Genomic DNA, 21,605 nt, shown 5'->3' on the forward strand with positions numbered 1-21,605 from the left:
GCCCGGTTGACACCCGCCACCGGCCATGGCATTGGGCATGAAAGTTTGCTTAATCAAACTTTGTGCGCAGCGCAAAACATATTGCCGCCAGCGGCGAAGAGCAAGGAAAACAACATGACCAGCCCCGCACCCGGCGCAGCTGTCCTGACAGCCGACCTGCCCATGAATGATAATGAAATCCAAAATCGTATGTTCGGTGAACCGGGCCTGCCCGCTCCCGCCCCCGGGTCCGATGGCGCGCCGGACGCCGCATCCGGCGATGCCGCCAGCCAGCGGCTGCGCGCCTGCTTCGCCGCCACGGACGGCGACCCGCTGGGCAGCGCCTTTCCGCGCAAGCTGGCCATCCATGCCGGGCTGGGCGGCACCCCCGTGGAAGAGGAGCGCAAGGCCGACCTGCTGGGCCACCTGCTGTCCCGCCCGCGCACGGGCAAGACGGCGGCCTACGTGCACGTGCCCTTCTGCGAGACGCATTGCCTGTACTGCGGCTTCTACACCAAGGCTTACGGCCCCGGCGAAAGCGCCCGCTACACCGACGCGCTGCTGCGCGAACTGGACATGTGGGCCCACGCGCCCGCCCAGAACGAAGGCCCGGTGCACGCCGTGTACATCGGCGGCGGCACCCCCACCGCGCTGGAAGCCCCGGACCTGACCCGGCTGCTGCGCGGCATCGGCGCGGCCCTGCCCCTGGCCAACGACTGCGAGATCACCGTGGAAGGGCGCATCCACAACTTCGGGCCGGACAAGATGGAGGCCTGCCTGGCGGGCGGCGCCAACCGCTTCTCGCTGGGGGTGCAGACCTTCGACACCGAATTGCGCCGCCGCATGGGCCGCCGCGCCCCGCGCGAGGAGATCATGGCCGCGCTGCGCCGCCTGTCCGCCTACGACCAGGCGGCGGTGGTCATCGACCTGATCTACGGCTTTCCCACCCAGACCGCCGATTCGTGGCGGCGCGACGTGGAAACCCTGCTGGAACTGGAACTGGACGGGGCCGACTTCTACCAGCTCAACGTGTTCCGGGGCACGCCGCTGTTCACGGCGGTGGAGGCGGGCAAGCTGTCCCCCGCCGCCGGCATGGCCGAGCAGGGCCGCCTGTTCGCCGAGGGCATCCGGCTGATGCACGGGGCGCGCTGGCGGCGGCTGTCGTCCAGCCACTGGGGGCGCACCACGCGCGAACGCAACCTCTACAACCAACTGGCCAAGGGGCAGGCCCACTGTCTGGCGTATGGCCCCGGGGCCGGGGGCATGCTGCACGGCCACGCCTTCTTCATCCAGCGCGCCTACGCCGACTGGCTGGCGGCGGTGCAGGGCGGCGGCAAGCCCGTCATGGCCCTGATGCTGCCCCCGGCCTCCGCCGGGCTGGCGCGGGCCGTGGCCTCGGCCTTCGAGTCGGGGCGCATCGACCCCGCCCGGCTGGACGCGGAACTGGGCCAGCCCGTGGCGCGCCATGCCGCGCCCCTGCTGGAACAGTGGCGCGGCGCGGGCCTGCTGGAGCGCGACGGCGACTGGCTGGAGCTGACCATGGCCGGACAGTTCTGGCAGGTGACCATGGCGCACCTGCTCATCAACTATCTGATCCACGAGATCGAGGAGGAAAACGCATCGTGAGAGACACCATCGAACCCGGTCGCCCGAAATTCGCCCGCCGCAAGCGGGCGGCGGCCCGCCTGCTGCTGGCCGCCGCCACCGTGCTGCTGCTGTCGCCCATGGCCGCGCTGGCGGAGGAAACGGCCCCCGAACAGGCAACGGAACAGTCTTCGGGACAGTCCGTCACCCGCACCCGCGACGTGGTGGTCACCGCCACCCGCACCGAGCACGACCTGAAGGACGTGCCCTCGTCCGCCGCCGTGGTGGACCAGGAAGACCTGAAGCGCACCCCGGCCATCAACGTGGCCGACGCCCTGCGCGACGTGCCCGGCGTGGAGGTGTTCGACCTTTCCGTGCCCGGCGCCAAGCGCGTGCAGATACGTGGTGAAAGCGGCCAGCGCGTGCTGGTGCTCATCGACGGGCAGAAGGTGTCGGAGCAGAAGTCCATGGACGGCGCGCCGCTGCTCATCGACCCCAACCGCATCGAGCGCATCGAGGTCATCAAGGGCCCGGCCTCGGTGCTGTACGGGTCCGAGGCCATCGGCGGGGTGATCAACATCATTACCAAGAAGGGCGGCGACAAGCCCATCAGCGTGGAGACCAGCGTCACCTTCGATTCGTCCACCGACGGGTTCACCGAATACCTTTCGGCCTTCGGCGGCATGAACGGGTTCAAGTACCGCGTGTCCGGCAGCTACAACGACCAGGGCAACCGCCGTTCCGCTGACGGCGAGATGGACGACACCTCGTACATGACCCGCGATACCGCCGCCTTCCTGGGCTACGACGCGGAAAAGGCGTCCTTCGGGGTCACCTACGAGGAATACTGGAGCAACCTCAACGCCATGACGCCGGAGGGCACCACCGGCGGCACCCTGTACAACTTCGACCTGGACATCCCCCTGTGGGAACGCCGCAAGGCGGGCGGCTACGCCGAGTTCCGCGACGTGAGCGACCTCGTCTCCCGCGTGCGGGTGGACGCGTACTACCAGGAAGTGACCAAGGAGATGATCAACATCATCGGGGTGAAACCCAACGCCATGATCACCATCGACCAGGACCAGCGCACCCGCAACGAGCAGGCCAGCTGGGGCGGCACCATGCAGGTGGACCTGCTGCCGCACGAGGACCATCACGTCATCCTCGGCTACGACGTGAACCTGGACGACCTGGACGCCAACACCGAGATCGACATGAAGCGGTACATGGGCAGCACGCTGATCGCCTCCACCTTCAGCAGCTTCGACTACGACGCCACCATGGACACCCACGCGGTGTACCTGCAGGACGAATGGACCCTGCCGGAGGACTTCACCCTGACCCTGGGCGTGCGCCAGACCTGGGTGCGGTCGGAACTGGAGGACACCAACAACGACGACCTGGAGACGGGCACCCGCTCCGCCTCGCACCCGGTGTTCAGCGCGGGCCTGACCTGGGCGGGCATCGAGGACACCACCCTGCGCGCCCTGTTCTCGCAGGGGTACCGGTTCCCCAACCTGCAACAGCTGTACATCGGCACGGTGCACGGCGGTTCGGACCCCACCTTCCCCAATTCCGACCTGGACCCGGAAACCTCGAACAACTACGAGGTGGGCGCGCGGTATGACAATGGCGCGCTGAACCTGGACGTGGCCTTCTTCGTCTCCAACGCCGAGGACTACATCACCACCACCAAGGTCACCGGCGGCAACCAGTTCACCAACGTGGACGAGGCCGACACCTACGGCGTCGAAGCCTCGGCGGGGTATACCTTCCGCTCGCTGTTCCTCACCCCGTACGCCAGCGGCACGTGGCTGAAGCGCCACTACGACTCCGGCACCCTGAGCACCTGGGACACCGGCCACCCCGAATACATGGGCCGCCTGGGCGTGCGCTTCGACCGCGACCTGCCGGAACGGAAGATGAACCTGTTCGCCGACCTGTACATGCGCGCCGCCGTGGACGCCCGCGAGGAATATTCCGACGGCACCCACGACAACTACGACGCCTGGGAAACGCTGAACCTCTCGCTGGGCACCAAGTTCGGCGAGGAACGCCAGCACTTCGTCAGCCTGAGCCTGCTGAACATCCTGAACAGGGACTACCAGACGGCGGCCTCGTCCATCGACGAGCCGGGCATGCACGCGGTGGTCAAGGTGGGGACCACGTTCTGATCGACGGATGGATTGCCGCCTAATATTGAAAATGGAAATCGTTTTCAGTATGGCGAAAGCGGGTGCCGGGCAACCGGCACCCGAAACCCGCCGGGCATGACGGCCATGACGGCCAGAGCCGCCGGACTCCCGGCCCCGGACTTCAACCTTACGGATGACGACGCATGAAGACGAACGCAAGCCGCCCCGGCGCGCCGCCCCCGCCTGTTCCGGGCGCACCGGTCCTGTCCCCACCGGTCCTGTCCGGCACCGCCCCGGGCCGGGGCAGGGCGCGCTACTGGGCCGTGCGCGAACTGGTGACGGTGGGCGTGTTCGCCGCCCTGACCAAGGTGTCCAGCCTGCTGGTGGCCCTGATGGGCGGCGGCATGAACCCGCTCACCCTGGTGCTCAAGAACCTGGTGTTCACGGTGCTGGCGCTGGTGCTGCTGTTCAAGCTGCGCAAGGCGGGCACGCTGCTGCTGTTCACCCTGGTCAACGTGCTGGTGTCCATGCTGCTCATGGGCGGCGGGTTCTTCCTGCTGCCGTCCATGCTGGCGGCGGGCCTCGCGGCGGAAGGGATCATCCTGCTGCTGGGCGGCTACCGCAACGAGATGGCCCTGGTGGCGGGCATCGCCTGCTACGACATCCTGTTCAAGGCCGGGTCGTTCGGCGTGTCGTGGCTGTTCGTGCGCGAACAGCCGGAACTTCTGTGGTTCACCGGGGTGGTGGTGGCCATCGGGTACGTGGGTGCCCTGGCCGGGCTGCCGGTGGGCCTGCGTTTTCTGCGGGAGCTGCGCCATGCGGGCATCGTCCATGAATGACCGGTGGACCGCCGGGGGTGCGGCCGACGCGCGCGGCCGGGGCCTGATGCACCGGCTGGACGCGCGGACCAAGATGGCCGTTTCGCTGCTGGGGTCCGTGGCGGTGATGGTGCTGTCCGACCCCGCGGCGCTGGGCCTGCTGCTGGCCGCGTCCACCGCCTACGCCCTGACCCTGGGCCGCTGGCGCATGCTGCTGGCCTGCCACGCGGGCATCGCGGTCCTGATGTGCGTGGCCTTCGGCCTGATGCACGCCATGCACCTGGCGGTGCCGCGCATGTCCCCGCTGGAGCCGGTGCGCCTGCTGGTGCCGTTCCTGCGTCTGGCCATCATGCTCAACGTGGTGCTGGCCCTGGCCCTGTCCACGCGGGTGCAGGCCATGCTGTCCACCCTGAAGTCGCTGCGGCTGCCGTTCTGCGTGTACATTCCCACGGCGGTGATGGTGCGCTTCGTGCCGTCGTTCGTGGCCGACGTGCGCCAGGTGTCCGAAACCCTGAAGACGCGCGGCTACCGGGTCAACCCGCTGTTCCTGCTGCGCCATCCGTTGCTGTCGATGCGCCTGCTGTTCGTGCCGCTGGTGTTCCGTGCCCTGCGCGCGGCGGACGAACTGGGCATCGCGGCGGAACTGAAGGGTCTGGGCTACGCCGACCGGCTGCGCCCGTGCCGCACGGTGCATCTGGCCCGGCGCGACTGGGCCGCCATGGCCGGGGCGCTGGCGCTGGTGGCGGCGGGCGTGGGGCTGCAACTGCGCGCGGGCTGGGGCGGGGGAGGCATGTTCTGATGCTGCGCCTCGCCGACGTCACCTACACCTATCCCCACGCCACGGAACCCGCCGTGCGCGGTCTTTCCCTGCGGGTGCGCCCCGGCGAGGCGGTGCTGTGCACCGGCCCCAGCGGGTGCGGCAAGTCCACCCTGGTGCGCCTGGCCAACGGCCTGTGCCCCCACTACTACCGGGGGCGGCTGGAGGGGGCCGTGACCGTGGACGGCCGCCGCACGGCGGAAACGCCCCTGCACGAACTGGCCCATCTGGCGGGCACCCTGTTCCAGGACCCGGAAAACCAGTTCTTCGCCCTGACCGTGGGCGACGAAATCGCCTTCGCCCACGAATGGCGCGGCAGCGAACCGGCCCGGACCCTGGCCGCCGTGCAGGAGGCCGCCCGCCGCTTCGGCATCGGCCACTTGCTCGACCAGTCCATCCACGACCTGTCCGAAGGGCAGAAGCAGAAGGTGGCGCTGGCCTCCATCCTGTCGCTGGGTCCGCGCGCCGTGGTGCTGGACGAGCCCACGGCCAACCTGGACCCGGAAGCCACGCTGGCCCTGGCCGGGGAAATCCGCGCGCTGAAGGCGGCGGGCATGGCCGTGCTGGTGGTGGACCACCGCCTGTACTGGCTGGAGGGCGTGGTGGACCGGGTGGTGGTGATGGCCGAAGGGCGCATCGTGGAGGAGGGGGACTTCTCCATCCTGCACGACGACGCGCTGCGCCGGGCGCGCGGCCTGCGCGCCGCCCGCGTGGCCGACCCGCGCACGGCCCTGCCCGAGGCCAGCGGACGGGGCGACGCCCTGTGCGTGGCCGACCTGCGCTACGCCCACAAGCATGGCCCGGAACTGTTCCACGGGGCCTCGTTCCTGCTGCCGCGCGGGGTCATCGGGGTGCTGGGCGACAACGGCGCGGGCAAGACCACCCTGGCCCGGCTGCTCACGGGGCTGCACCGCATGCATTCCGGCAGGCTGCACCTGCACGGCGTGCCGGTGCGGCCGGACCGTCTGCTGCGTCACGGCAGCATCGTGCTCCAGAACACCGACCACCAGTTGCACATGAAGAGCGTGCGCGAGGAAATCGCCGCGTCCATTGCGGCAGGGGCTGCGGGGGCTGCGGGCAGGGCGGGGAACGGAACCCGCCCGGACTTCCGCCCGGCGACTGGCCAGTCTGGCCAGACCGGCCAGACAGGCCAGACCGCGCCGTCCACGGAAGACGATCTGTTGCGCCTCTTCAATCTGGCCCATCTGGCCGACCGCCATCCCCAGTCCCTGTCGGGCGGGGAGAAGCAGCGGCTGGTCATCGCCTGCGGCATGGCCAAGCAGCCCGAGGTGCTCATCCTCGACGAACCCACCAGCGGCCTGGACGGCCACAACATGCGTCTGGTGGCCGACGCCGTGCGCGCGGCGGCCGCGCGGGGCGCGGTGGTGCTGCTGGTCAGCCACGATCTGGAACTGCTTTCCATCACCTGCGACGCCGCGCTGCGCCTGCCGCTGCGCTGCCCGCGCACAACCAAGGAGAATCCCGAATGTTCGACCATCTCGTGACGCCGGAACTGCGCGACGCCGTGCAGGCCGCCGTGAAGGACAGCCCGGACATCATGCTGCACACCCTGGCCCAGCGCTGCAACGCGTCCGAGGGGGCCGTGGCCTGTGCCCTGCCCGCCGACATGCGCCGCTTCGCCCCGGCCGACGCCTTCGACGCGGTGTGGGAGGACATGACCGGCTGGGAGAAGGTGACCCTCATCGCCATGACGCCCGGCGCGGTGGTGGAGGTCAAGGGCAGGCTGCCCAAGGGCCGCCGGGGCCACGGCATGTTCAACCTGCACGACGCGGAGAATCCGCTGGGCGGCCATGTGTTCGTGGAGCGGCTGGGCGCGGTGTGCTTCCTGTCCAAGCCGTTCTTCGGGCTGGAAAGCCATTCCGTGCAGTTCTACGACACCGACGGCGCGGCCATGTTCGCCGTGTACGCGGGCCGCGAGGGCCGCGCGCTGATTCCTTCGGTGCGCGAGGCGTTCCTGGCCCTGCGCGACCGGGTGTGCGCCGGTCCGGCCCTGACAGCCGACAGCGTGGACGTGGGCAGGAACGCGGGCGAGGTGGCGGCATGAAATCGCTGGTCGTCTACTCCTCGCGCACCGGCAACACCGAAAAGGTGGCCCGCGCCATCGCGGACTGCCTGCCCCGGCCCTGCGACCTGTTGCCCGTGGACCAGGCCCCGGACCTTTCCGCTGGCGGCGGAACCCACGGCTACGACTTCGTGGCCCTGGGTTTCTGGGTGGACAAGGGCGGCCCGGACGCGGCGGCCGCCAAGTACATGCAGGCGGTGAAGAACTGCCGGGTGGGCCTGTTCGGCACCCTGGGGGCCTGGCCCGATTCCGACCACGCCCGCGACTGCATCCGCCGCGCCGAAGAGATGATGGCGGGCAACGAGGTGTTGGGCTCGTTCTTGTGCCAGGGGCGCATCGACCCGGCCGTCATCGCCATGATGCAGAAGATGGCCTCGGACGCGCACCCCATGACCCCGGAACGCATCGCGCGCATCCGGGAAGCGGAACGCCACCCCGACGAAAAGGATCTCGCCGACGCGCAGGCCGCTTTCCGGGCCATGGCGGACCGGTTGGCCGCCACGGCCGCCACCGCCACCGCCCCCGGAGACCCGGCATAGGGCCGGACCCGGAGCGCACCGGACGCCGCATTACCGCCGACATGGCAAGGAGCACCCATGCATCTGCCTGCACTGCGTGAACATTCCGAAGACCGGGAGGGCCTGGGCGGCATTGTCGCGTCGCTGGTGATCCACTGCGGCGTGTTCCTGCTGATGGCCATGGCTCCGCTGGCGGCGCATCCGCCCCGTCAGCCCCTGCCGCTGGGCGTGGTGATGATGGACCTGCAAGGTCTGGCGCTGCCGGGTGGCGGTGGTGGCGGGGCGGCGTCCGCCGTTCCGGAATCCGCGCCGCAGCCGGTGTCCCGTCCCCGGCCGCAGGCCGCGCCTCCGGCCACGCCCGCGCCTGTGCCGGTCAAGCCTGCCGCCTTGGTGACGGAGAACGCCGCCAAACCCGTGGCGGCGCGCAAGGTGGCCGCCAAGGCCGCGCCCCGGCCAGAGGTGCGGGACACGTCAGCCCCGAAACCGGCCCCGAAATCGGCCCCGGACCGGCCTGCCGCCCACCAGCCCCGCGAGGAGCGGAACACCACGGCGGGGCGGGAGGCGGAGTTCTGCGACACCGTGCCCGTTGCCGCAGCCTCCGGCGGTGCGCCGGGCGGTGTGGCGCGCGGCGCGGGAAGCGGCGGGCCGGGCAGTGGCGCGGGCGCGCCCGCCGCCGGGCATCCGGGCGGAAGCCCCATGGCGGACGCGGGCGAGACGCAGCGCATCCTGGCCGCCCTGACGGCGCTGGTGGAAAGGTACAAGGAATACCCCCGCGCCGCGCGGAGGGCGGGATACCAGGGCACCGTGGTCATGGCCGTGAAGCTGCGCAGCGACGGGGCCATCGACACCTGGAACGTGGCCGCGTGCAGCGCCCATGCCCTGCTGGACAGGGCCACGGAAAAGGCCTTCGCCCGCATGGAGGGGGTGCGTGTGGCCAATGTCAGCCTGCCCGGCGACATGCGCGTGCTGGTGCCGGTGCGCTACGAGCTGAACTGACGGGATTGGCGGGACTGACGATGGGGCATCCGGTCATGTCCCGTCATGTCCGGCAATGCCTGGCGATGCCGCCGCCGGGCGCTACCCGGTGCGGCCGCCCTTCCTGCGGCGCGGCGCGGCCGCGCGGGCCGGGCTGGGCAGCGGGGGGGCGTCCTGTTCCCGCGCCGCCGGACCGTCCATCTGCGTATCCGGGCCGGGGTGGGGCTTGCGGCGCATGTAGGCCGCGTAGTCCTCGCGCCAACGGTCCAGTTGCAGACCGGTGCGTTCGAGGTACAATAGGAACTGCCCCAGCCGCTTGATGACCTGCGCGTCCACGGCGTGCTCCACCCGGCAGGCGGTGGCCTCGGCCAGTGGCCGGTCCAGTTGCAGCACGTCGCCGAACAGCCGGCGCAGGATCATGTTGCGGTGGGCGATTTCGCGCGCCAGCGGTTCGCCCTGCGGGGTCAGCCGCACCAGACTGTACGGCTGGTATTCGATGAGCCCCCGCGCGGCCAGGGCCTTCAGCGCGCTGGTCACCGTGGACCGGGACACCCCCTGGGCCTCGGCGATGTCGCGCGAGCGCGCCGCTCCGCGCTCCATCTCCAGGTGGAAGATGGCGACCAGATAATCTTCGAGCGTGTTGGACAGCGGGGTGTTCTCTGCCGACATGCCGGCCCCTTGCGTGTTGTGTTGTCCGCGCCGTGGCGCGCGTTTCGCCCCTGTATCGTAAAACACTTCCGGATGCACCCCTTGAACGCCACCATGCCGGGGCCCGCCGCCCCCAACATCGTTCCCGCCGTTGCCGAACCGGCCCCCTTTCCCGATGCCCGGCCCGCCCCGCCGACCCCGCCGACCCCACCGACCTCACCCACGGGGCGCCATCTGGTGGCCGCGCTGCTGCGCCCCCTGCGCGGCCGCTTTGCCCTGGGCATCGGGGGCAGCCTGCTGGCCCGGCTGTGCGACCTCATCCCCATGGCTCTGCTGGGCGTGGTGGTGGACGCCGTCACCGGAGGGCAGACCGCCCCCGCGACCTACGCGATGTATGGGGCCATGGTGCTGGGGGCCTTCACCGGGCTGGCCGTCTTCCAGTGCGGCAGCGACTACATGCTGGCCGACGTGGCCCAGCGGCTGCGCCATGCGTTGCGCATGGCCCTGTACGGCCACCTGCTGCGGCTGGACGCCGGGTTCTACGAAAGCCGCCGCAAGGGCGACCTGATGAACGTGGTCTCCGGCGACGTGGACACCCTGGAGGCCGTGGTGTCCGACACCCTGCCCGGCGCGGTGCGCGTGGGCATGATGGTCTGCGGCACCTACGGCTGGATGCTCTGGCTGGACTGGCGGCTGGCCGCGCTGCTGCTGATCCCGGTACCGGGCGTGGTGTGGCTGATGGTGCACTTCGCCCGGCGCATCCGGCCGCAGTACCTGCACGCCCGCAAGGCGGCGGGGGGCTTTGCCGGGGTGCTGGAGAACAGCCTGCACGGCGTGGCCGAATTGCAGGCCGCCAACGCCCAGGACCACGAAATGGAGCGGCTGCGCGTCCGGTCCGCCGAATACCGCGACGCGGGCATCGCCGCCGCGCGCACGCGGGCCCGGTTCATCCCGGCCATCTTCATCGCGGCGGGGCTGTCCTTCGCGCTGCTCATCGCCGGGGGCGGGTGGCTGGCCGCGCAGGGCAGCGGCCCCAGCGTGGGCGCGTACACCACCTTCGTGTTCATGGGCATGCGGCTGGTGCTGCCCATCTTCGCGGCGGGCATGGTGGCCAACCAGGTGCAGCAGGCACGGGCCGCCCTGACGCGTATCGACGAACTGCTGCAAGCCCGGCCCACGGTGGTGGACGCCCCCGGCGCGGAGGATTTGCGCGAGCCGCCCCGGCGCATCGAATTGCGCGGCGCGGGCTACGGCTACGGCGAGGGCCATGGTGAAAGGGAAGACGCCCTGCACGCCATCGACCTGACGGTGACCGAGGGCATGTCGCTGGGCATCGTGGGTCCGTCGGGCGCGGGCAAGAGCACCTTGGTGCGCCTGCTGCTGCGCCTGCACGACCCCAAACGGGGCGAGGTGCTGGTCAACGGCCGTCCGCTGGGCAACTGGACCCTGGCCTCGTACCGGTCGCACATCGGCTACGTGCCGCAGGATCCGTTCATCTTCCACGGCACGGTGGAGGAAAACATCCGCCTGGGCGCGCCGCACGCCGACGACGCGGCGGTGCGCGAGGCCGCGCGCATGGCCGACGCGCACGACTTCATCACGGACCTGCCCGACGGCTACGCCACGTTCATCGGCGAGCGGGGACTGAAGCTGTCCGGCGGGCAGCGCCAGCGCATCGCCCTGGCCCGCGCCCTGCTGCGCGACCCGGCCGTGCTGATCCTGGACGAGGCCACCTCCGCCGTGGATTCGCTGACCGAGCAGCGCATCAAGCGCAATCTGGCCGGGCTGGCGGCCGGAAAGGAAGCCGGCGGGGACTGTACCCCGTCGGCCGAGCGGCCCGGTCGGCCCGGTCGCATGGTCATCGCCGTGGCGCACCGCCTCTCCACCCTGGCCGACTTCGACTGCGTCGTCGTGCTGGACCAGGGCCGCGAGGTGGAACGCGGCACCCCGCGCGAACTGCTGGAGCGCGGCGGCCTGTACGCCGAGATGTGGAATACGGGGACGGCCTCGGAGGGATAGGGTGGCCGGGAATGCGCTAGTTTTGGGGTGAATTTTTACTATCCGGGTTCGCTAATTAAAAAATGAGATCAAAATTTAATTAGCGCTCCGGGTAAGAAAAAAATTCTGAGCGGAATTTTAGGCAATGGGTGTTCCGATCAGTCGAGGAAAAGCCGGTAGTACTCGGTGAACAGATATTCCCTGTTGCGCTGCAAGCCGGTCATTTCTTCGAGGATGCCAAGCCGGACCATTTCCTCGATGAGGGTGTTGGCCGTTGGAGGCGAGATGCCGAGGTTCCGGGCCACGAGCTTTCCACTGGTGACCGGATTCATGTACAGCGATTCCAACAGCCTTTGGGCATTGGCGGATCGTGCGCCCAACGAAAGAACCTTTTGCAGGGAACGCTCCTTGAGCGCCATGATGTTCCGGAACGTGGTCACCCCGTTGCGGGCCGTATCGCGCATGGCCACGAGGAAGAAGCGGACCCAGTGGCCGAGGTCGTTGGACACGCGGACCCCGGTCAGCGCATCGTAGTATTGCCCCTTGTGCTTTTCCATGTGTGCGGAAAGGTAGAGGCACGGCTTGCTGAGCAGCCCGGCGCTGATGAGGTACAGCGTGATGAGCAGGCGCCCGATTCTGCCGTTGCCGTCCAGAAAGGGGTGAATGGTTTCGAACTGGTAGTGGCTTATGGCTACCCGAATGATGTGCGGAACGTGAATCTCCGCGTTGTGCCAGAACTTTTCGAGGTCGCCGAGCAGTTCGGGAAGCTCGTCGTGATGGGGGGGAATGAAGACGGCGTCCTTCAGCGACGCCCCCCCGATCCAGTTTTGCGAGCGGCGGAATTCGCCGGGCGTCTTGCGTTCGCCGCGCACACCGCGCATCAATATCTCGTGTGTTTTCCGGAGCAGGCGATTCGAAAGCGGAAGCTCCGCCAGTTCGTGGATGGCCACGTTCATTGCATCGATGTAGTTGTGCACTTCCTGCCAGTCGTCGCGTTTTTCTTCGGCAACGTGCATTCTGTCGCGCAGCGCATCGTCCATTTCCGTGCGCGTGCCTTCGATGCGGCTGGAGGTGTTGGCCTCCTTGACGACGTGCATGTAGATGTAGCGGTCCACGTCCGGGACCATCTTCGAAAAGGCGTCCAACTCGGCGAGGCTGCGGGTGGTTTCCTCCAGCAGGCTGTTGATGCGCGGGTCTTCCCACGTCCACTCGCGGTTCACCAGGGTGGGCGTGAAGCTTTTGTATTCGTACTGCTGGACGAATTTTCCGGAGGTGAAGTCTTCGAACTTCATCGGATGCCTCGCTTGCTGGCGGGAAGAGCCGAAAGCCGGGCGGATTCCGGCGGAGGAGATGTGGTGCCCGGAGCGGGGATTGAACCCGCACAGCCGTGAGGCCGAGGGATTTTAAGTCCCTTGCGTCTGCCAGTTCCGCCATCCGGGCACGGTGGGAATGGGCCGAAACCCTAGTATGCGGGCCGGTTGCCGTCAACGTCGGGGTGGTGCACGGCCACGCCGGGGCGGCGGGGACGCCTACTCTGCCGGTTTCGCGGTCGTCTTGCCGCCACCCTTACCGCGTTTGGCGCGGGCCGCGCCCGGCTTGGGTTTTGCCGTGGGCCCCACGGCCAAGGCCGGGTCCGTTTGCGCGTGGGCGGCCATGCCCGCGCGGGCCTCGGGCAGGCGCAGGGCGGCCTCGCGCCAGGTGCCGTCGGCCAGCAGGTACAGATGCAGCAGGTCCAGCCCCTTGTCCACGAACAGCATGCGCCCTTCCACGTCGCCGCGCAGCAGGGGGGCCACGGCGGCGCAGGCCGCGTGGAACGCCGTCTCCTCGTGGTGGGCGAACACGCATTGCACGCGCAGGGCGTCGCCCGTGGGGGTGAAGTCGATGTGCTCGCCGCCGCTGGCGTCCAGCGCGCCGTGGATGGCGTCCACCAGTTCGGCCTCGCGGGCCAGCAGATCGTTGTAGCTCAGTTCCGGCCCGTACACGAAATGGCCGAAGAGTTCACAGTCGAATTTCGCCATGTGCGGTCCTTGGGTATTCCGGGAGGATACGGGAGAAGCCGGGACGCCCGCCTGCCGTGCCGGTTGGCCGTACCCGGGGGCGCGGCATATCCCCGATGATATAGCCGAGCCGGCTTCGGGCGTCAAAACCGCCGCACCGCGCGCGCCGGATGCACCCGTGGCGTTCCGGCGGCTGTCCGGCTGGACGTTCGCCGCGCGGCCGGCGATACTGGCCCCACTCGCACGTTCCCCTTTGCAAGGAGGCCCCATGCCCTACGTCAACATCCGCATCACCCGCGAAGGCGCGACCAGCGAGCAGAAGGCGGCGCTCATCCTGCACATCCGGGGCGTCACGCAGTTGCTGGTGGACATTCTCGGCAAGAACCCCGCCACCACCGTGGTGACCATCGACGAGGTGGACATCGACAACTGGGGTGTGGGCGGGGAAACCATCACCGCCCGGCGCAAGCGCGGCGCGTAGCCGGGAGGGGGGTGGCGCGGCCACGGCTGTCCCCACCGCCCGGCCTCGCGCGCTGGCGCATCGCCCCCCCATCTGCTACAGACTTGGGCATGCACACGGACACGCGCCCCCGCTTGGTGGTGCTCGGGCTGGACGGCCTGCCGTTCTCGCTGGCCCGCCACCTCTGCGCGCGGGGCCGCACCCCCAACCTTGCCCGCATCGCCGCATCCCCCAACGCGTCGGCCCTGGCCGCCGAGCTTCCCGACCTCTCGCCGGTGAACTGGACCTCGTTCTACACGGCGGTCGGTCCGGAGACGCACGGGGTGTACGGCTTCACGCGGTTCAACGTGGCCACGCGCCGGTTGTCGCTGGCCGACTTCTCGCAGGTGGCCGCGCCCACCATCTTCGACCGCCTGGGCGAGCGCGGGCTGACCAGCCGGGTCGTCAACCTGCCCAACACCTACCCGGCGCGGCCCATTCCGGGCATGCTGGTGTCCGGATTCGTGGCGCACGACCTAGGGCGGGCGGTGCATCCGCCCTTCCTGCTGGGGCCGCTGGCCGGGGCGGGCTACCGGCTGGAGGCCGACACCGCGCGTGGCGCGGCCGACCCGGCCCACCTGCTGGCCGAACTGCGCGCCACCCTGGCCTCGCGCCGCGCGGCGCTACGCCTGCTGTGGCCGGACCTTGCGTGGAACCTGTTCGTGCTGGTGCTGACCGAGACCGACCGGCTGTTCCACTTCCTGTGGGACGCGGTGACCGGCGAAGACCACCCGCTGCACCCGGCGTGCATGGACTTTCTGACGGAATGGGACGCGCTGGTGGGCGAGGTGCTGGACCTCGTCAAGGCCCTTTCCGCGTGCGACGGTCGCCCGGTGCGCCTGCTGGCGCTGGCGGACCACGGTTTCGGCCCGGTGCGCGCCGAGGTGGACCTGAACGCCTGGCTGCGCGGGCAGGGCCTGCTGCGCCAGGTCACGCCCGGCGGCGTGGAACAGTGCGGCGAGTTGGACGCCGCCACCCTGCATCCGGACAGCGCGGCCTTCGCGCTGGACCCCGGCCGCATCTACCTGCGCACCCGCCGCCGCTTCCCCGACGGCATGCTGGACGACGCGGCCGGGCGGCATCTGTCCGAACGGCTGCGGCGCGAGCTTATGGAATTGACGTTCGAGGGCGCGCCGGTGTTCCGCGCCGTGCTCACGGCGGACGAGGCATACGGGCCGGAGGTGCCCGGACATCTTTCCGGCGCAGGCGAATCCGCCGACACTCCCGCTGATGGTCCGCCCATGCGCTGGGCCGCGCCGGACCTGGTCTGCGTGCCCGCCTACGGCTTCGACCTCAAGGCCAAGTGGAACCGCGCCCAGGTCTTCGGCCTGCCGGAACAGTATGGCCGCACCGGCACCCACACCCCGGACGACGCCTTCTGGTACGATTCGCAGCCGGACGGCAGCGCACCCGTTTCGGTGCGTGACGCGGGCGCGGCCGTGCTGCGCCACTTCGGGCTGGATGCGCCACCGCGCACCACGGGCTATCCGGCCAGTCTCACCACACAGGCGGGTTGGCGGGGGACGGTGCCCGCCCCCGGCGGGGACGGCCCGCCCGCCCCATCCGGCCCATCCGGCCCATCCGGCCCGGCACATGCCACCCCAAGTCCGCCACACTCCGCCATGTCACCTGCGTCGCTTTCCGATAGCCACATCATCCGCGCGCGCTGAACCACGCCAGCAAAGACTTCACAACGCAAACGCACCGATCACTATCCGGCAACCACATGATAGATTATCGAAACGAACTGAACCCCGCCCAGTATCAGGCCGCCACCACCCTGGAAGGCCCGGTGCTGGTCATTGCCGGGGCGGGCAGCGGCAAGACGCGCACCATCGTCTACCGGCTGGCCAACCTGGTGGAGCAGGGCGTGCCCGCCTCGTCCATCCTGCTGCTTACCTTCACCCGTAAGGCCGCGCGCGAAATGCTGCACCGGGCCGGGCGGTTGCTGGAGCGCAGCGCCACCGCCGCCGTGCACGGCGGCGCGCACGGGGTCACCGGGGTGCAGGGCGGCACCTTCCACGCCTTCGCCTATTCGGTGCTGCGCCAGTTCCGGCCCTCGGGCTACGAGGCGGGCGACCTCACCGTCATGGACGGCGCGGACATCGTGGACGCGGTGCGCCACTGCAAGGACAACCTCGGCATCGGCAAGGGCGACCGGTCCTTCCCGCGCACCCAGAACATCGTGGGGCTCATCAGCAAGTCCCGCAACAAGGAACTGGACATCGACGAGGTGATCCGGCGCGAGGCGTACCACCTGCTGGTGCACGCCGAAGGCATCGCCCGCATCGCCGCCGCCTACCACGCCTACCGGCGCGAGCACGGCCTGCTGGACTACGACGACCTGCTGTTCGAACTGGAACGCCTGCTGCGCGAGCGGGCCGACGTGCTGGACTGGTGCCGCGCCAAGTTCCGCTACATCATGGTGGATGAGTATCAGGACACCAATCTGGTGCAGGCCCGGCTGGTGCACCTGCTGGCGGGCGAGGGCGGCAACGTCATGGCCGTGGGCGACGACGCCCAGTCCATCTACGCCTTTCGCGGGGCGGACGTGCGCAACATCCTGGATTTCCCCAAGCTGTTCCCCGGAGCGCAACTCATCAAACTGGAGGAGAACTACCGCTCCGTGCAGCCGGTGCTGGACCTGACCAACGCCATCCTCGAAGAGGCCCCCCAGGCCTACCGCAAGAAGCTGTTCGCCGCGCGCGAAGGGGGCGACAGGCCGCAGGTGGTGCGTCCGCTCAGCGACCTGACCCAGGCTTCGCTGGTGGTGTCGCGCATCGCGGAATTCCTGCGCGGCTACCCGCCGCACGACATCGCCGTGCTGTTCCGGGCCGGGTACCAGTCGTACCACGTGGAAGTGCAGCTGAACAAACTGGGCCTGAAGTTCCGCAAGTACGGCGGGCTGCGCTACTCCGAGGCGGCCCACGTCAAGGACGTGCTGTCCTACGCCCGCCTGGTGCTGAACCCGCTGGACCTGCCCGCGTTCCAGCGGGTCGCCGCGCTCTCCAAGGGGGTCGGCCCCAAGACCACCCTGAAGCTGTACGACATCGCCCGGCTGGGCGACGCGGAGGCCACCCGCCGCGCCTGCCAGCGCTACCCCGAACTGCGCGCCGACCTGGACCTGCTGGACGGCCTGCGCAAGCGGCCGCACACGCCCACCTCGCTGCTCGAAGAGGTGATGGAGCACTACAAGCCGCGCATGGAAGCCGCCTTCCCCGACGACTGGCCGCGCAGGCAGCAGGGGTTGGAACAACTGCTCCAGATCGCCGCGTCGTACCGCGACCTGGACCTGTTCATCTCCGACCTGTCGCTGGAAGACCCCGGCGAGGAAGAGGAAAACCGCGACAGCGTGGTGCTGTCCACCATCCATTCGGCCAAGGGGCTGGAGTGGGGCGCGGTGCTGCTCATCGACCTGGTGGAGGAGCGCTTTCCCTCGCGGCACGCCATCGCCCGCGCCGAGGACTTCGAGGAGGAACGGCGGCTGATGTACGTGGCCTGCACCCGGGCCCGCGACCACCTGTGCCTGTTCGTGCCCGCCAGCCTGTACAGCCGGGGCGACGGCGGCAACCAACCCGCCGTGCCCAGCCCCTTTGTGCGCGAACTGCCCGCCCACCTGTTCGACGAACTGCACGAAAGCTACTCCGGCGGCCTGATGCGCCGCGATGCGCACAACGGGCAGCGCGGGGCGGGGTTCGGCGGGGGCAGGGGCCTTGTCAATGGAAGCGGGGGGGGCGGCGGCTTCGCTCAGGGCATGGGGACAGGACGCTTCGACGGCGCGCCCGGCATTCCCCGGCCGCCCATGTTCGCGGAAGGGACCGCGCCGGGCAGGGCCGGGGGGGCGGTGGCCCGTCCTGTCACCACGTCACCGGTCCCGTCGCCGACATCTCCTGCCGGGGGACAGCCCGCCCCCGATGCGGGCACGCCCTCGCCGCTGTCCGGCGGCACGGCCCCGGCCGGGCGCTGCGGCTACTGCACCCATCGTATCTTCGGGCGCGGCAAGATCGTGCAGCACCTGCCGCCCGACAAGTACCGCGTGAACTTTCCCGGTTTCGGCCTCAAGGTGATCATGGCCGAATACCTGACGCTGGAATCCGACTGACGCGGGCGCCGCAGCCGTGCGCTGCTTTGCTGACAGCATGCTGCGGCGGCGCGAAAGATGCCGCCAGCGCCCCAGACGCGTCCCACATCACCTGACCAGGAGCCTTCGCATGACCCGGCTTGCCTCCGAGGACGATTTCCTCGCCGCCATCGACCGCCACTTCACCAACGCCCATCCCCACCTGTGCGTGGGGCGCGGCGACGACTGCGCCGTCATCGCCTGCCCGCCGCGCATGGCCGTGAGCACCGACCTGTTCAACGAGCACAGCCACTTTCGCACCAGCTACTTCAGCCCCGGCGACATCGGCCACAAGGCCCTGGCCGTGAACATCAGCGACCTGGCCGCCTGCGGGGCGCGCCCGCTGGGCTTCAGCCTGGCGCTCACCGCGCCCGCCGACCTTTCGCGCGAGTTCTGCGACGAAATGCTGGCCGCCATGGCCGCGCTGGCCCGTGAGCACGACATGGCCCTGACCGGCGGCGACCTGACCTGCGGCGACGCCCTGTCCCTGTGCATCACCGTGTGGGGCGGCCCAGCACCGCGCCCGGCCCCCGCAGCCGTCGCGGAGGACGGCGCGTCGCCCTTCCTGCGGCGGGGCGGTTGCCAGCCGGGTGACCACCTGTTCCTGATGGGCCGCGCTGGGCTGGCCCGCGTGGGCCTGCTGGCGCTGGAAAGCATGGGAACCGAAGCCGCCCGTCTGTACCCCGAGGCGTGCCGCGCCCACCTGCGGCCACGTCCGCAGGTGGCGGCCGGGCTGGCGCTGGCGGCCATCTGCGGCACCGGCGATGCGCGCATCGCGCTCATGGACGTGTCCGATGGCCTCGCGCGCGACCTGCCTCGGCTCATCGGCGCGGACCGGGGCAGCGGCCTGGGCGCGGAACTGGCCATGGACCCCGATGCCCAGCCCGGCGAGGTGCGCGCCTACGCCCTGGCCAACGATCTGGACCCCGTGGACATGGCCTTCACCGGCGGCGAGGACTACGCCCTGCTGGGCAACTGCCGCCCGGCCATGCTCGACGCCGTGCGCGCGGCCGTGCCGGGCCTGACCCTGCTCGGGCAGGTTACCGCCGATGGCGTGGTGCAGGTCAACGGGGACCTGCCCGCGTCCGCCGGGTTCGACCATTTTTCGGGGTAAGAGGAAATCAGGCATTTGCGGGGGAGGGGCGCTTTGACGCTCTGCGGTCGCCATCCGTAAGGTTCGCGCGTTGCGCTCACCCAACGGTTGCCGCAAAGCGCCCCTCCCCCGAACCCCCACCCCGCAAACTTTTTAAATGGGGTGACGGAGTATTCCACCTTAGCCACCGGGGACGAGTACACATGGACACCACCCTGCGGCCCATCGGCGTCGTCGTGTCGCCGCTCACAGACCTGTCCCAGTGCCCCAAGCAGGGCGACGAGGGCGCGCCCGAGGCGTGGGTGGAGATTGCCGCGCCCTACGTGCCCGGCCTGGACACCCTGACGCCGGGCCTGTCCTTGACCCTGCTCACCTGGCTGCATCGCGCCGACCGCCATGTGCTGTCCGTGCACCCGCGCGGTGACCTGAGCCGCCCCAAACGCGGGGTGTTCAACACGCGTTCGCCCGCCCGGCCCAACCCCGTGGGCCTGCACGAGGTGCGCCTGCTGGAACTGGCCCCCGGCGCGGACGGCTCCATGCGCCTGCGCGTGGCCCCGCTGGAAGCGCTGGACGGTACGCCGGTCATCGACATCAAGACCTCGTACCGCCAGCGCCAGCCGGAACCGGCTCAGGGCGGCGATGTCGGCGAGGACGGTGATACGAATCGTATGACGAATGGTAGTGCGAACCGCAACGCATCCGTACACGTGGTGTCCGGTTCCGCCCCTTCCCCGTGGGGCGAGGGCATCCCCGACGGCCACGCTGACGAGTTGCGGCGCATCTGCCTGCGCGGCTGGCAGCGCGGCCTGTATTCCGGGTTCAACGGCAACGCCAGCCTGCGCGTGGGCACGGCCTGCCTGCTGACCTGCTCCGGCGCGGCCAAGGGCGACCTTGGCCCCGGCGACCTCGCGCTGGTGGACATCGCCACCGGTGCGGTGCTGGCCGGGGGCAAGCCCTCGTCGGAAGGGGCCATGCATCTGGCCGTCTACCGCGCCCGGCCCGACGCCATGGCCGTGGTGCACACCCACCCACCGCGCCTGCTGGCCCTGGGGGCTCTGGTGCCCCCGGACGACATGCTGCGCCTGCCCATCTACGAATCGGAACTGCTGTGCGGCCAACTGGGCTTCGCGCCCGCCCACGCCCCCGGCACGCGGGAACTGGCCGACGCCGTGGCCGCTGCCGCCGCCACCCGCGACGCGGTGTGGATGGAGCGTCACGGCCTGTGCTGCGCCGGTCCCTCCGCCGCCCGCGCGTTGGCCCTGGCCGAGGAACTGGAACATCTGGCCGGGGTGCAGCTGGCGGTGCTGTCCGCCCACGCCAAGGCGCGGGACTGAACGAAAAACCCCGGCCCGTGCGGCGGATGCACGGACCGGGGCAATGGTGGCATGTACAGTTCCGGCGTCGCGGCCCTGGGGCGTCGGGCTGTCCCCGGCTACGCCAGTTCGCGCCGGAGCCGCTCGATCTTTTCCGGGGTGATGCCTGCCCGGCTGTGCCACGTCCGGGTGTTCCACCCGCAGATGATGTCCAGCAGACTGCCGAAGTCGAAATAGAAGAAGCGCGTCAGGCCCCGGTGCAGCAGGCGTTTGATGAGCACCCGCCCCGCGCAGCCGGTGGCCACCACGACCACGCCGTAGTCCTCCCGCGTGGACAGGAGCGTGGCGGTTTCCTGTTCGATCCGGTCCATGGCGCGGTACGAATCCTTCATCGGCGTGCGGACGTGGGGTGCGTCGCCGAACAGCAGCCTCCGGTCCGCTTCCAGCACGTCTTCGGCCCCGACGAACAGGGCGGCGTTTTGTTTCAGCAGCTTCAGGAATGCCAGCGCGTATTCGAAATCCGCGGAGAACTGGTAGTGCAGGGCCACCGCGCTGTAGATGGGGTGTCCCGTGAAGCATTCCAGCGTCCTGCGCAGGAATCGTTCGGCCGCTACGTCGCGCATCAGGAAGACGCCCGGCGACATTCCCTCCTCATGGCCGAATTTCACCGAATGTATGGGGAGCGCCTTCAGCACGCCCGGCATGTTGCACCGGAATGCCTCGCGCATTTCCCGGGTGAAGTCGGGGGTGGAGGTTTGCAGCGCATCGTCCGTGCCGTGGGCTAGGTAGACGTCTCCGTCACCGAAGCGCAGGTATGCGCCGCCCTGTTGCGACGCTATGAAGGCCGCGCAGCGCGCCAGTGTCTCGCGCGTCGTGCGGATGCGGACATGGTCCAGAGGGGCGGCGTTGCGCCAGTGCCACGGAATGTGCCGTTTCAGCCGTTCCAATTGGGTATGCAGGACGGGGACCACGTGCAGTCCTTGGGAAGAAGACGAGGGTATGCCACGCGCGCGTCTGGCCGCAGGGCA

General features: G+C 69.7%; 18 protein-coding genes and 1 tRNA gene. 14 read left to right on the forward strand and 5 right to left on the reverse strand.

Going from position 1 to position 21,605, the window contains the following annotated elements; translation table 11 throughout:
• Positions 1–114: 114 nt before the first annotated feature.
• The 8 genes from hutW (at position 115) to ACR4XJ_RS06125 (ending at position 8,930) form a co-directional block, all read left to right on the forward strand.
• Entirely contained in the window at positions 115–1,605 is a 1,491-nt protein-coding gene (gene hutW, locus ACR4XJ_RS06090; RefSeq protein WP_434754379.1) for a heme anaerobic degradation radical SAM methyltransferase ChuW/HutW, read from the forward strand.
• Positions 1,602–3,737: a TonB-dependent receptor plug domain-containing protein gene (locus tag ACR4XJ_RS06095; RefSeq protein ID WP_434754380.1), complete on the forward strand. Its 2,136-nt coding sequence runs from the start codon at positions 1,602–1,604 to the stop codon at positions 3,735–3,737. The genes hutW and ACR4XJ_RS06095 overlap by 4 nt, the downstream gene beginning before the upstream one ends.
• Before the next feature lie 164 nt (positions 3,738–3,901).
• Positions 3,902–4,537 carry an MptD family putative ECF transporter S component gene (locus tag ACR4XJ_RS06100; protein ID WP_434754381.1) on the forward strand — a complete coding sequence of 212 codons (636 nt, stop codon included), beginning with the start codon at positions 3,902–3,904 and terminating at the stop codon, positions 4,535–4,537.
• Complete coding sequence (locus tag ACR4XJ_RS06105; RefSeq protein ID WP_434754382.1) at positions 4,530–5,315, forward strand: energy-coupling factor transporter transmembrane component T family protein; 786 nt, start codon at positions 4,530–4,532, stop codon at positions 5,313–5,315. Before ACR4XJ_RS06100 ends, ACR4XJ_RS06105 begins: the two co-directional genes overlap by 8 nt.
• Positions 5,315–6,838 carry an ATP-binding cassette domain-containing protein gene (locus ACR4XJ_RS06110; protein WP_434754383.1) on the forward strand — a complete coding sequence of 508 codons (1,524 nt, stop codon included), beginning with the start codon at positions 5,315–5,317 and terminating at the stop codon, positions 6,836–6,838. The genes ACR4XJ_RS06105 and ACR4XJ_RS06110 overlap by 1 nt, the downstream gene beginning before the upstream one ends.
• Positions 6,820–7,398 (forward strand): heme utilization cystosolic carrier protein HutX, encoded by a 579-nt coding sequence (gene hutX / locus ACR4XJ_RS06115; RefSeq protein WP_434754384.1) that lies wholly within the window; start codon positions 6,820–6,822, stop codon positions 7,396–7,398. Before ACR4XJ_RS06110 ends, hutX begins: the two co-directional genes overlap by 19 nt.
• The gene (locus ACR4XJ_RS06120) at positions 7,395–7,955 is read left to right on the forward strand and encodes a flavodoxin family protein (RefSeq protein ID WP_434754385.1); all 561 of its coding nucleotides are present in this window, start codon (positions 7,395–7,397) and stop codon (positions 7,953–7,955) included. The genes hutX and ACR4XJ_RS06120 overlap by 4 nt, the downstream gene beginning before the upstream one ends.
• 57 nt (positions 7,956–8,012) lie before the next feature.
• A complete protein-coding gene (locus ACR4XJ_RS06125; protein ID WP_434754386.1) occupies positions 8,013–8,930 on the forward strand; it encodes a TonB family protein in 918 nt (305 codons plus the stop codon).
• Between the two features lie 81 nt (positions 8,931–9,011).
• Here ACR4XJ_RS06125 and ACR4XJ_RS06130 read toward each other — a convergent pair whose 3' ends face one another.
• Positions 9,012–9,578, reverse strand: coding sequence for a metal-dependent transcriptional regulator (locus tag ACR4XJ_RS06130; RefSeq protein ID WP_434754387.1), 567 nt, complete (start codon positions 9,576–9,578; stop codon positions 9,012–9,014).
• Positions 9,579–9,659: 81 nt separating this feature from the next.
• Here ACR4XJ_RS06130 and ACR4XJ_RS06135 point away from each other — a divergent pair, with 81 nt between their 5' ends.
• The gene (locus tag ACR4XJ_RS06135) at positions 9,660–11,576 is read left to right on the forward strand and encodes an ABC transporter ATP-binding protein (protein ID WP_434754388.1); all 1,917 of its coding nucleotides are present in this window, start codon (positions 9,660–9,662) and stop codon (positions 11,574–11,576) included.
• A 137-nt stretch (positions 11,577–11,713) separates the two neighbouring features.
• Here ACR4XJ_RS06135 and ACR4XJ_RS06140 read toward each other — a convergent pair whose 3' ends face one another.
• The 3 genes from ACR4XJ_RS06140 to ACR4XJ_RS06150 form a co-directional block, all read right to left on the reverse strand.
• A complete protein-coding gene (locus tag ACR4XJ_RS06140) occupies positions 11,714–12,847 on the reverse strand; it encodes a Fic family protein (protein ID WP_434754389.1) in 1,134 nt (377 codons plus the stop codon).
• 61 nt (positions 12,848–12,908) lie between these two features.
• Positions 12,909–12,995: transfer RNA gene (locus tag ACR4XJ_RS06145), tRNA-Leu, on the reverse strand.
• Positions 12,996–13,084: 89 nt separating this feature from the next.
• Positions 13,085–13,573, reverse strand: a complete 489-nt coding sequence (locus ACR4XJ_RS06150) for a hypothetical protein (protein ID WP_434754390.1) — start codon at positions 13,571–13,573, stop codon at positions 13,085–13,087.
• Positions 13,574–13,820: 247 nt separating this feature from the next.
• On the opposite strand from ACR4XJ_RS06150, the gene ACR4XJ_RS06155 reads away from it, so the two are divergent.
• The 5 genes from ACR4XJ_RS06155 to tsaA all read left to right on the forward strand — a co-directional run bounded on the left by ACR4XJ_RS06155 (position 13,821) and on the right by tsaA (position 20,598).
• A complete protein-coding gene (locus ACR4XJ_RS06155) occupies positions 13,821–14,033 on the forward strand; it encodes a 2-hydroxymuconate tautomerase family protein (protein ID WP_434754391.1) in 213 nt (70 codons plus the stop codon).
• Between the two features lie 89 nt (positions 14,034–14,122).
• The gene (locus ACR4XJ_RS06160; protein ID WP_434754392.1) at positions 14,123–15,721 is read left to right on the forward strand and encodes an alkaline phosphatase family protein; all 1,599 of its coding nucleotides are present in this window, start codon (positions 14,123–14,125) and stop codon (positions 15,719–15,721) included.
• A gap of 56 nt (positions 15,722–15,777) precedes the next feature.
• Positions 15,778–18,153: a UvrD-helicase domain-containing protein gene (locus ACR4XJ_RS06165; protein ID WP_434754393.1), complete on the forward strand. Its 2,376-nt coding sequence runs from the start codon at positions 15,778–15,780 to the stop codon at positions 18,151–18,153.
• A gap of 109 nt (positions 18,154–18,262) precedes the next feature.
• Positions 18,263–19,285, forward strand: a complete 1,023-nt coding sequence (thiL, locus tag ACR4XJ_RS06170; protein WP_434754394.1) for a thiamine-phosphate kinase — start codon at positions 18,263–18,265, stop codon at positions 19,283–19,285.
• Between the two features lie 182 nt (positions 19,286–19,467).
• Positions 19,468–20,598 carry a tRNA (N6-threonylcarbamoyladenosine(37)-N6)-methyltransferase TrmO gene (gene tsaA, locus ACR4XJ_RS06175; RefSeq protein WP_434754395.1) on the forward strand — a complete coding sequence of 377 codons (1,131 nt, stop codon included), beginning with the start codon at positions 19,468–19,470 and terminating at the stop codon, positions 20,596–20,598.
• Positions 20,599–20,696: 98 nt separating this feature from the next.
• Here tsaA and ACR4XJ_RS06180 read toward each other — a convergent pair whose 3' ends face one another.
• On the reverse strand, positions 20,697–21,548 hold the full coding sequence (locus ACR4XJ_RS06180) for a hypothetical protein (RefSeq protein WP_434754396.1): 852 nt from the start codon (positions 21,546–21,548) through the stop codon (positions 20,697–20,699).
• Positions 21,549–21,605: the final 57 nt, after the last annotated feature.

This window comes from Nitratidesulfovibrio sp. D1 (assembly GCF_051133415.1).
GTDB lineage: Bacteria > Desulfobacterota > Desulfovibrionia > Desulfovibrionales > Desulfovibrionaceae > Cupidesulfovibrio.

What these genes read in the sequence shown, in the direction of transcription:
- hutX (WP_434754384.1), top strand. Translation starts at nt 6,820, where the DNA reads ATGTTCGACCATCTCGTGACGCCGGAACTGCGCGACGCCGTGCAGGCC.
- thiL (WP_434754394.1), top strand. Translation starts at nt 18,263, where the DNA reads ATGACCCGGCTTGCCTCCGAGGACGATTTCCTCGCCGCCATCGACCGC.
- ACR4XJ_RS06160 (WP_434754392.1), top strand. Translation starts at nt 14,123, where the DNA reads ATGCACACGGACACGCGCCCCCGCTTGGTGGTGCTCGGGCTGGACGGC.
- ACR4XJ_RS06150 (WP_434754390.1), bottom strand. Translation starts at nt 13,573, where the DNA reads ATGGCGAAATTCGACTGTGAACTCTTCGGCCATTTCGTGTACGGGCCG.
- ACR4XJ_RS06165 (WP_434754393.1), top strand. Translation starts at nt 15,778, where the DNA reads ATGATAGATTATCGAAACGAACTGAACCCCGCCCAGTATCAGGCCGCC.
- ACR4XJ_RS06155 (WP_434754391.1), top strand. Translation starts at nt 13,821, where the DNA reads ATGCCCTACGTCAACATCCGCATCACCCGCGAAGGCGCGACCAGCGAG.
- hutW (WP_434754379.1), top strand. Translation starts at nt 115, where the DNA reads ATGACCAGCCCCGCACCCGGCGCAGCTGTCCTGACAGCCGACCTGCCC.
- ACR4XJ_RS06140 (WP_434754389.1), bottom strand. Translation starts at nt 12,847, where the DNA reads ATGAAGTTCGAAGACTTCACCTCCGGAAAATTCGTCCAGCAGTACGAA.
- ACR4XJ_RS06130 (WP_434754387.1), bottom strand. Translation starts at nt 9,578, where the DNA reads ATGTCGGCAGAGAACACCCCGCTGTCCAACACGCTCGAAGATTATCTG.
- ACR4XJ_RS06125 (WP_434754386.1), top strand. Translation starts at nt 8,013, where the DNA reads ATGCATCTGCCTGCACTGCGTGAACATTCCGAAGACCGGGAGGGCCTG.
- ACR4XJ_RS06100 (WP_434754381.1), top strand. Translation starts at nt 3,902, where the DNA reads ATGAAGACGAACGCAAGCCGCCCCGGCGCGCCGCCCCCGCCTGTTCCG.
- tsaA (WP_434754395.1), top strand. Translation starts at nt 19,468, where the DNA reads ATGGACACCACCCTGCGGCCCATCGGCGTCGTCGTGTCGCCGCTCACA.
- ACR4XJ_RS06105 (WP_434754382.1), top strand. Translation starts at nt 4,530, where the DNA reads ATGAATGACCGGTGGACCGCCGGGGGTGCGGCCGACGCGCGCGGCCGG.
- ACR4XJ_RS06120 (WP_434754385.1), top strand. Translation starts at nt 7,395, where the DNA reads ATGAAATCGCTGGTCGTCTACTCCTCGCGCACCGGCAACACCGAAAAG.
- ACR4XJ_RS06110 (WP_434754383.1), top strand. Translation starts at nt 5,315, where the DNA reads ATGCTGCGCCTCGCCGACGTCACCTACACCTATCCCCACGCCACGGAA.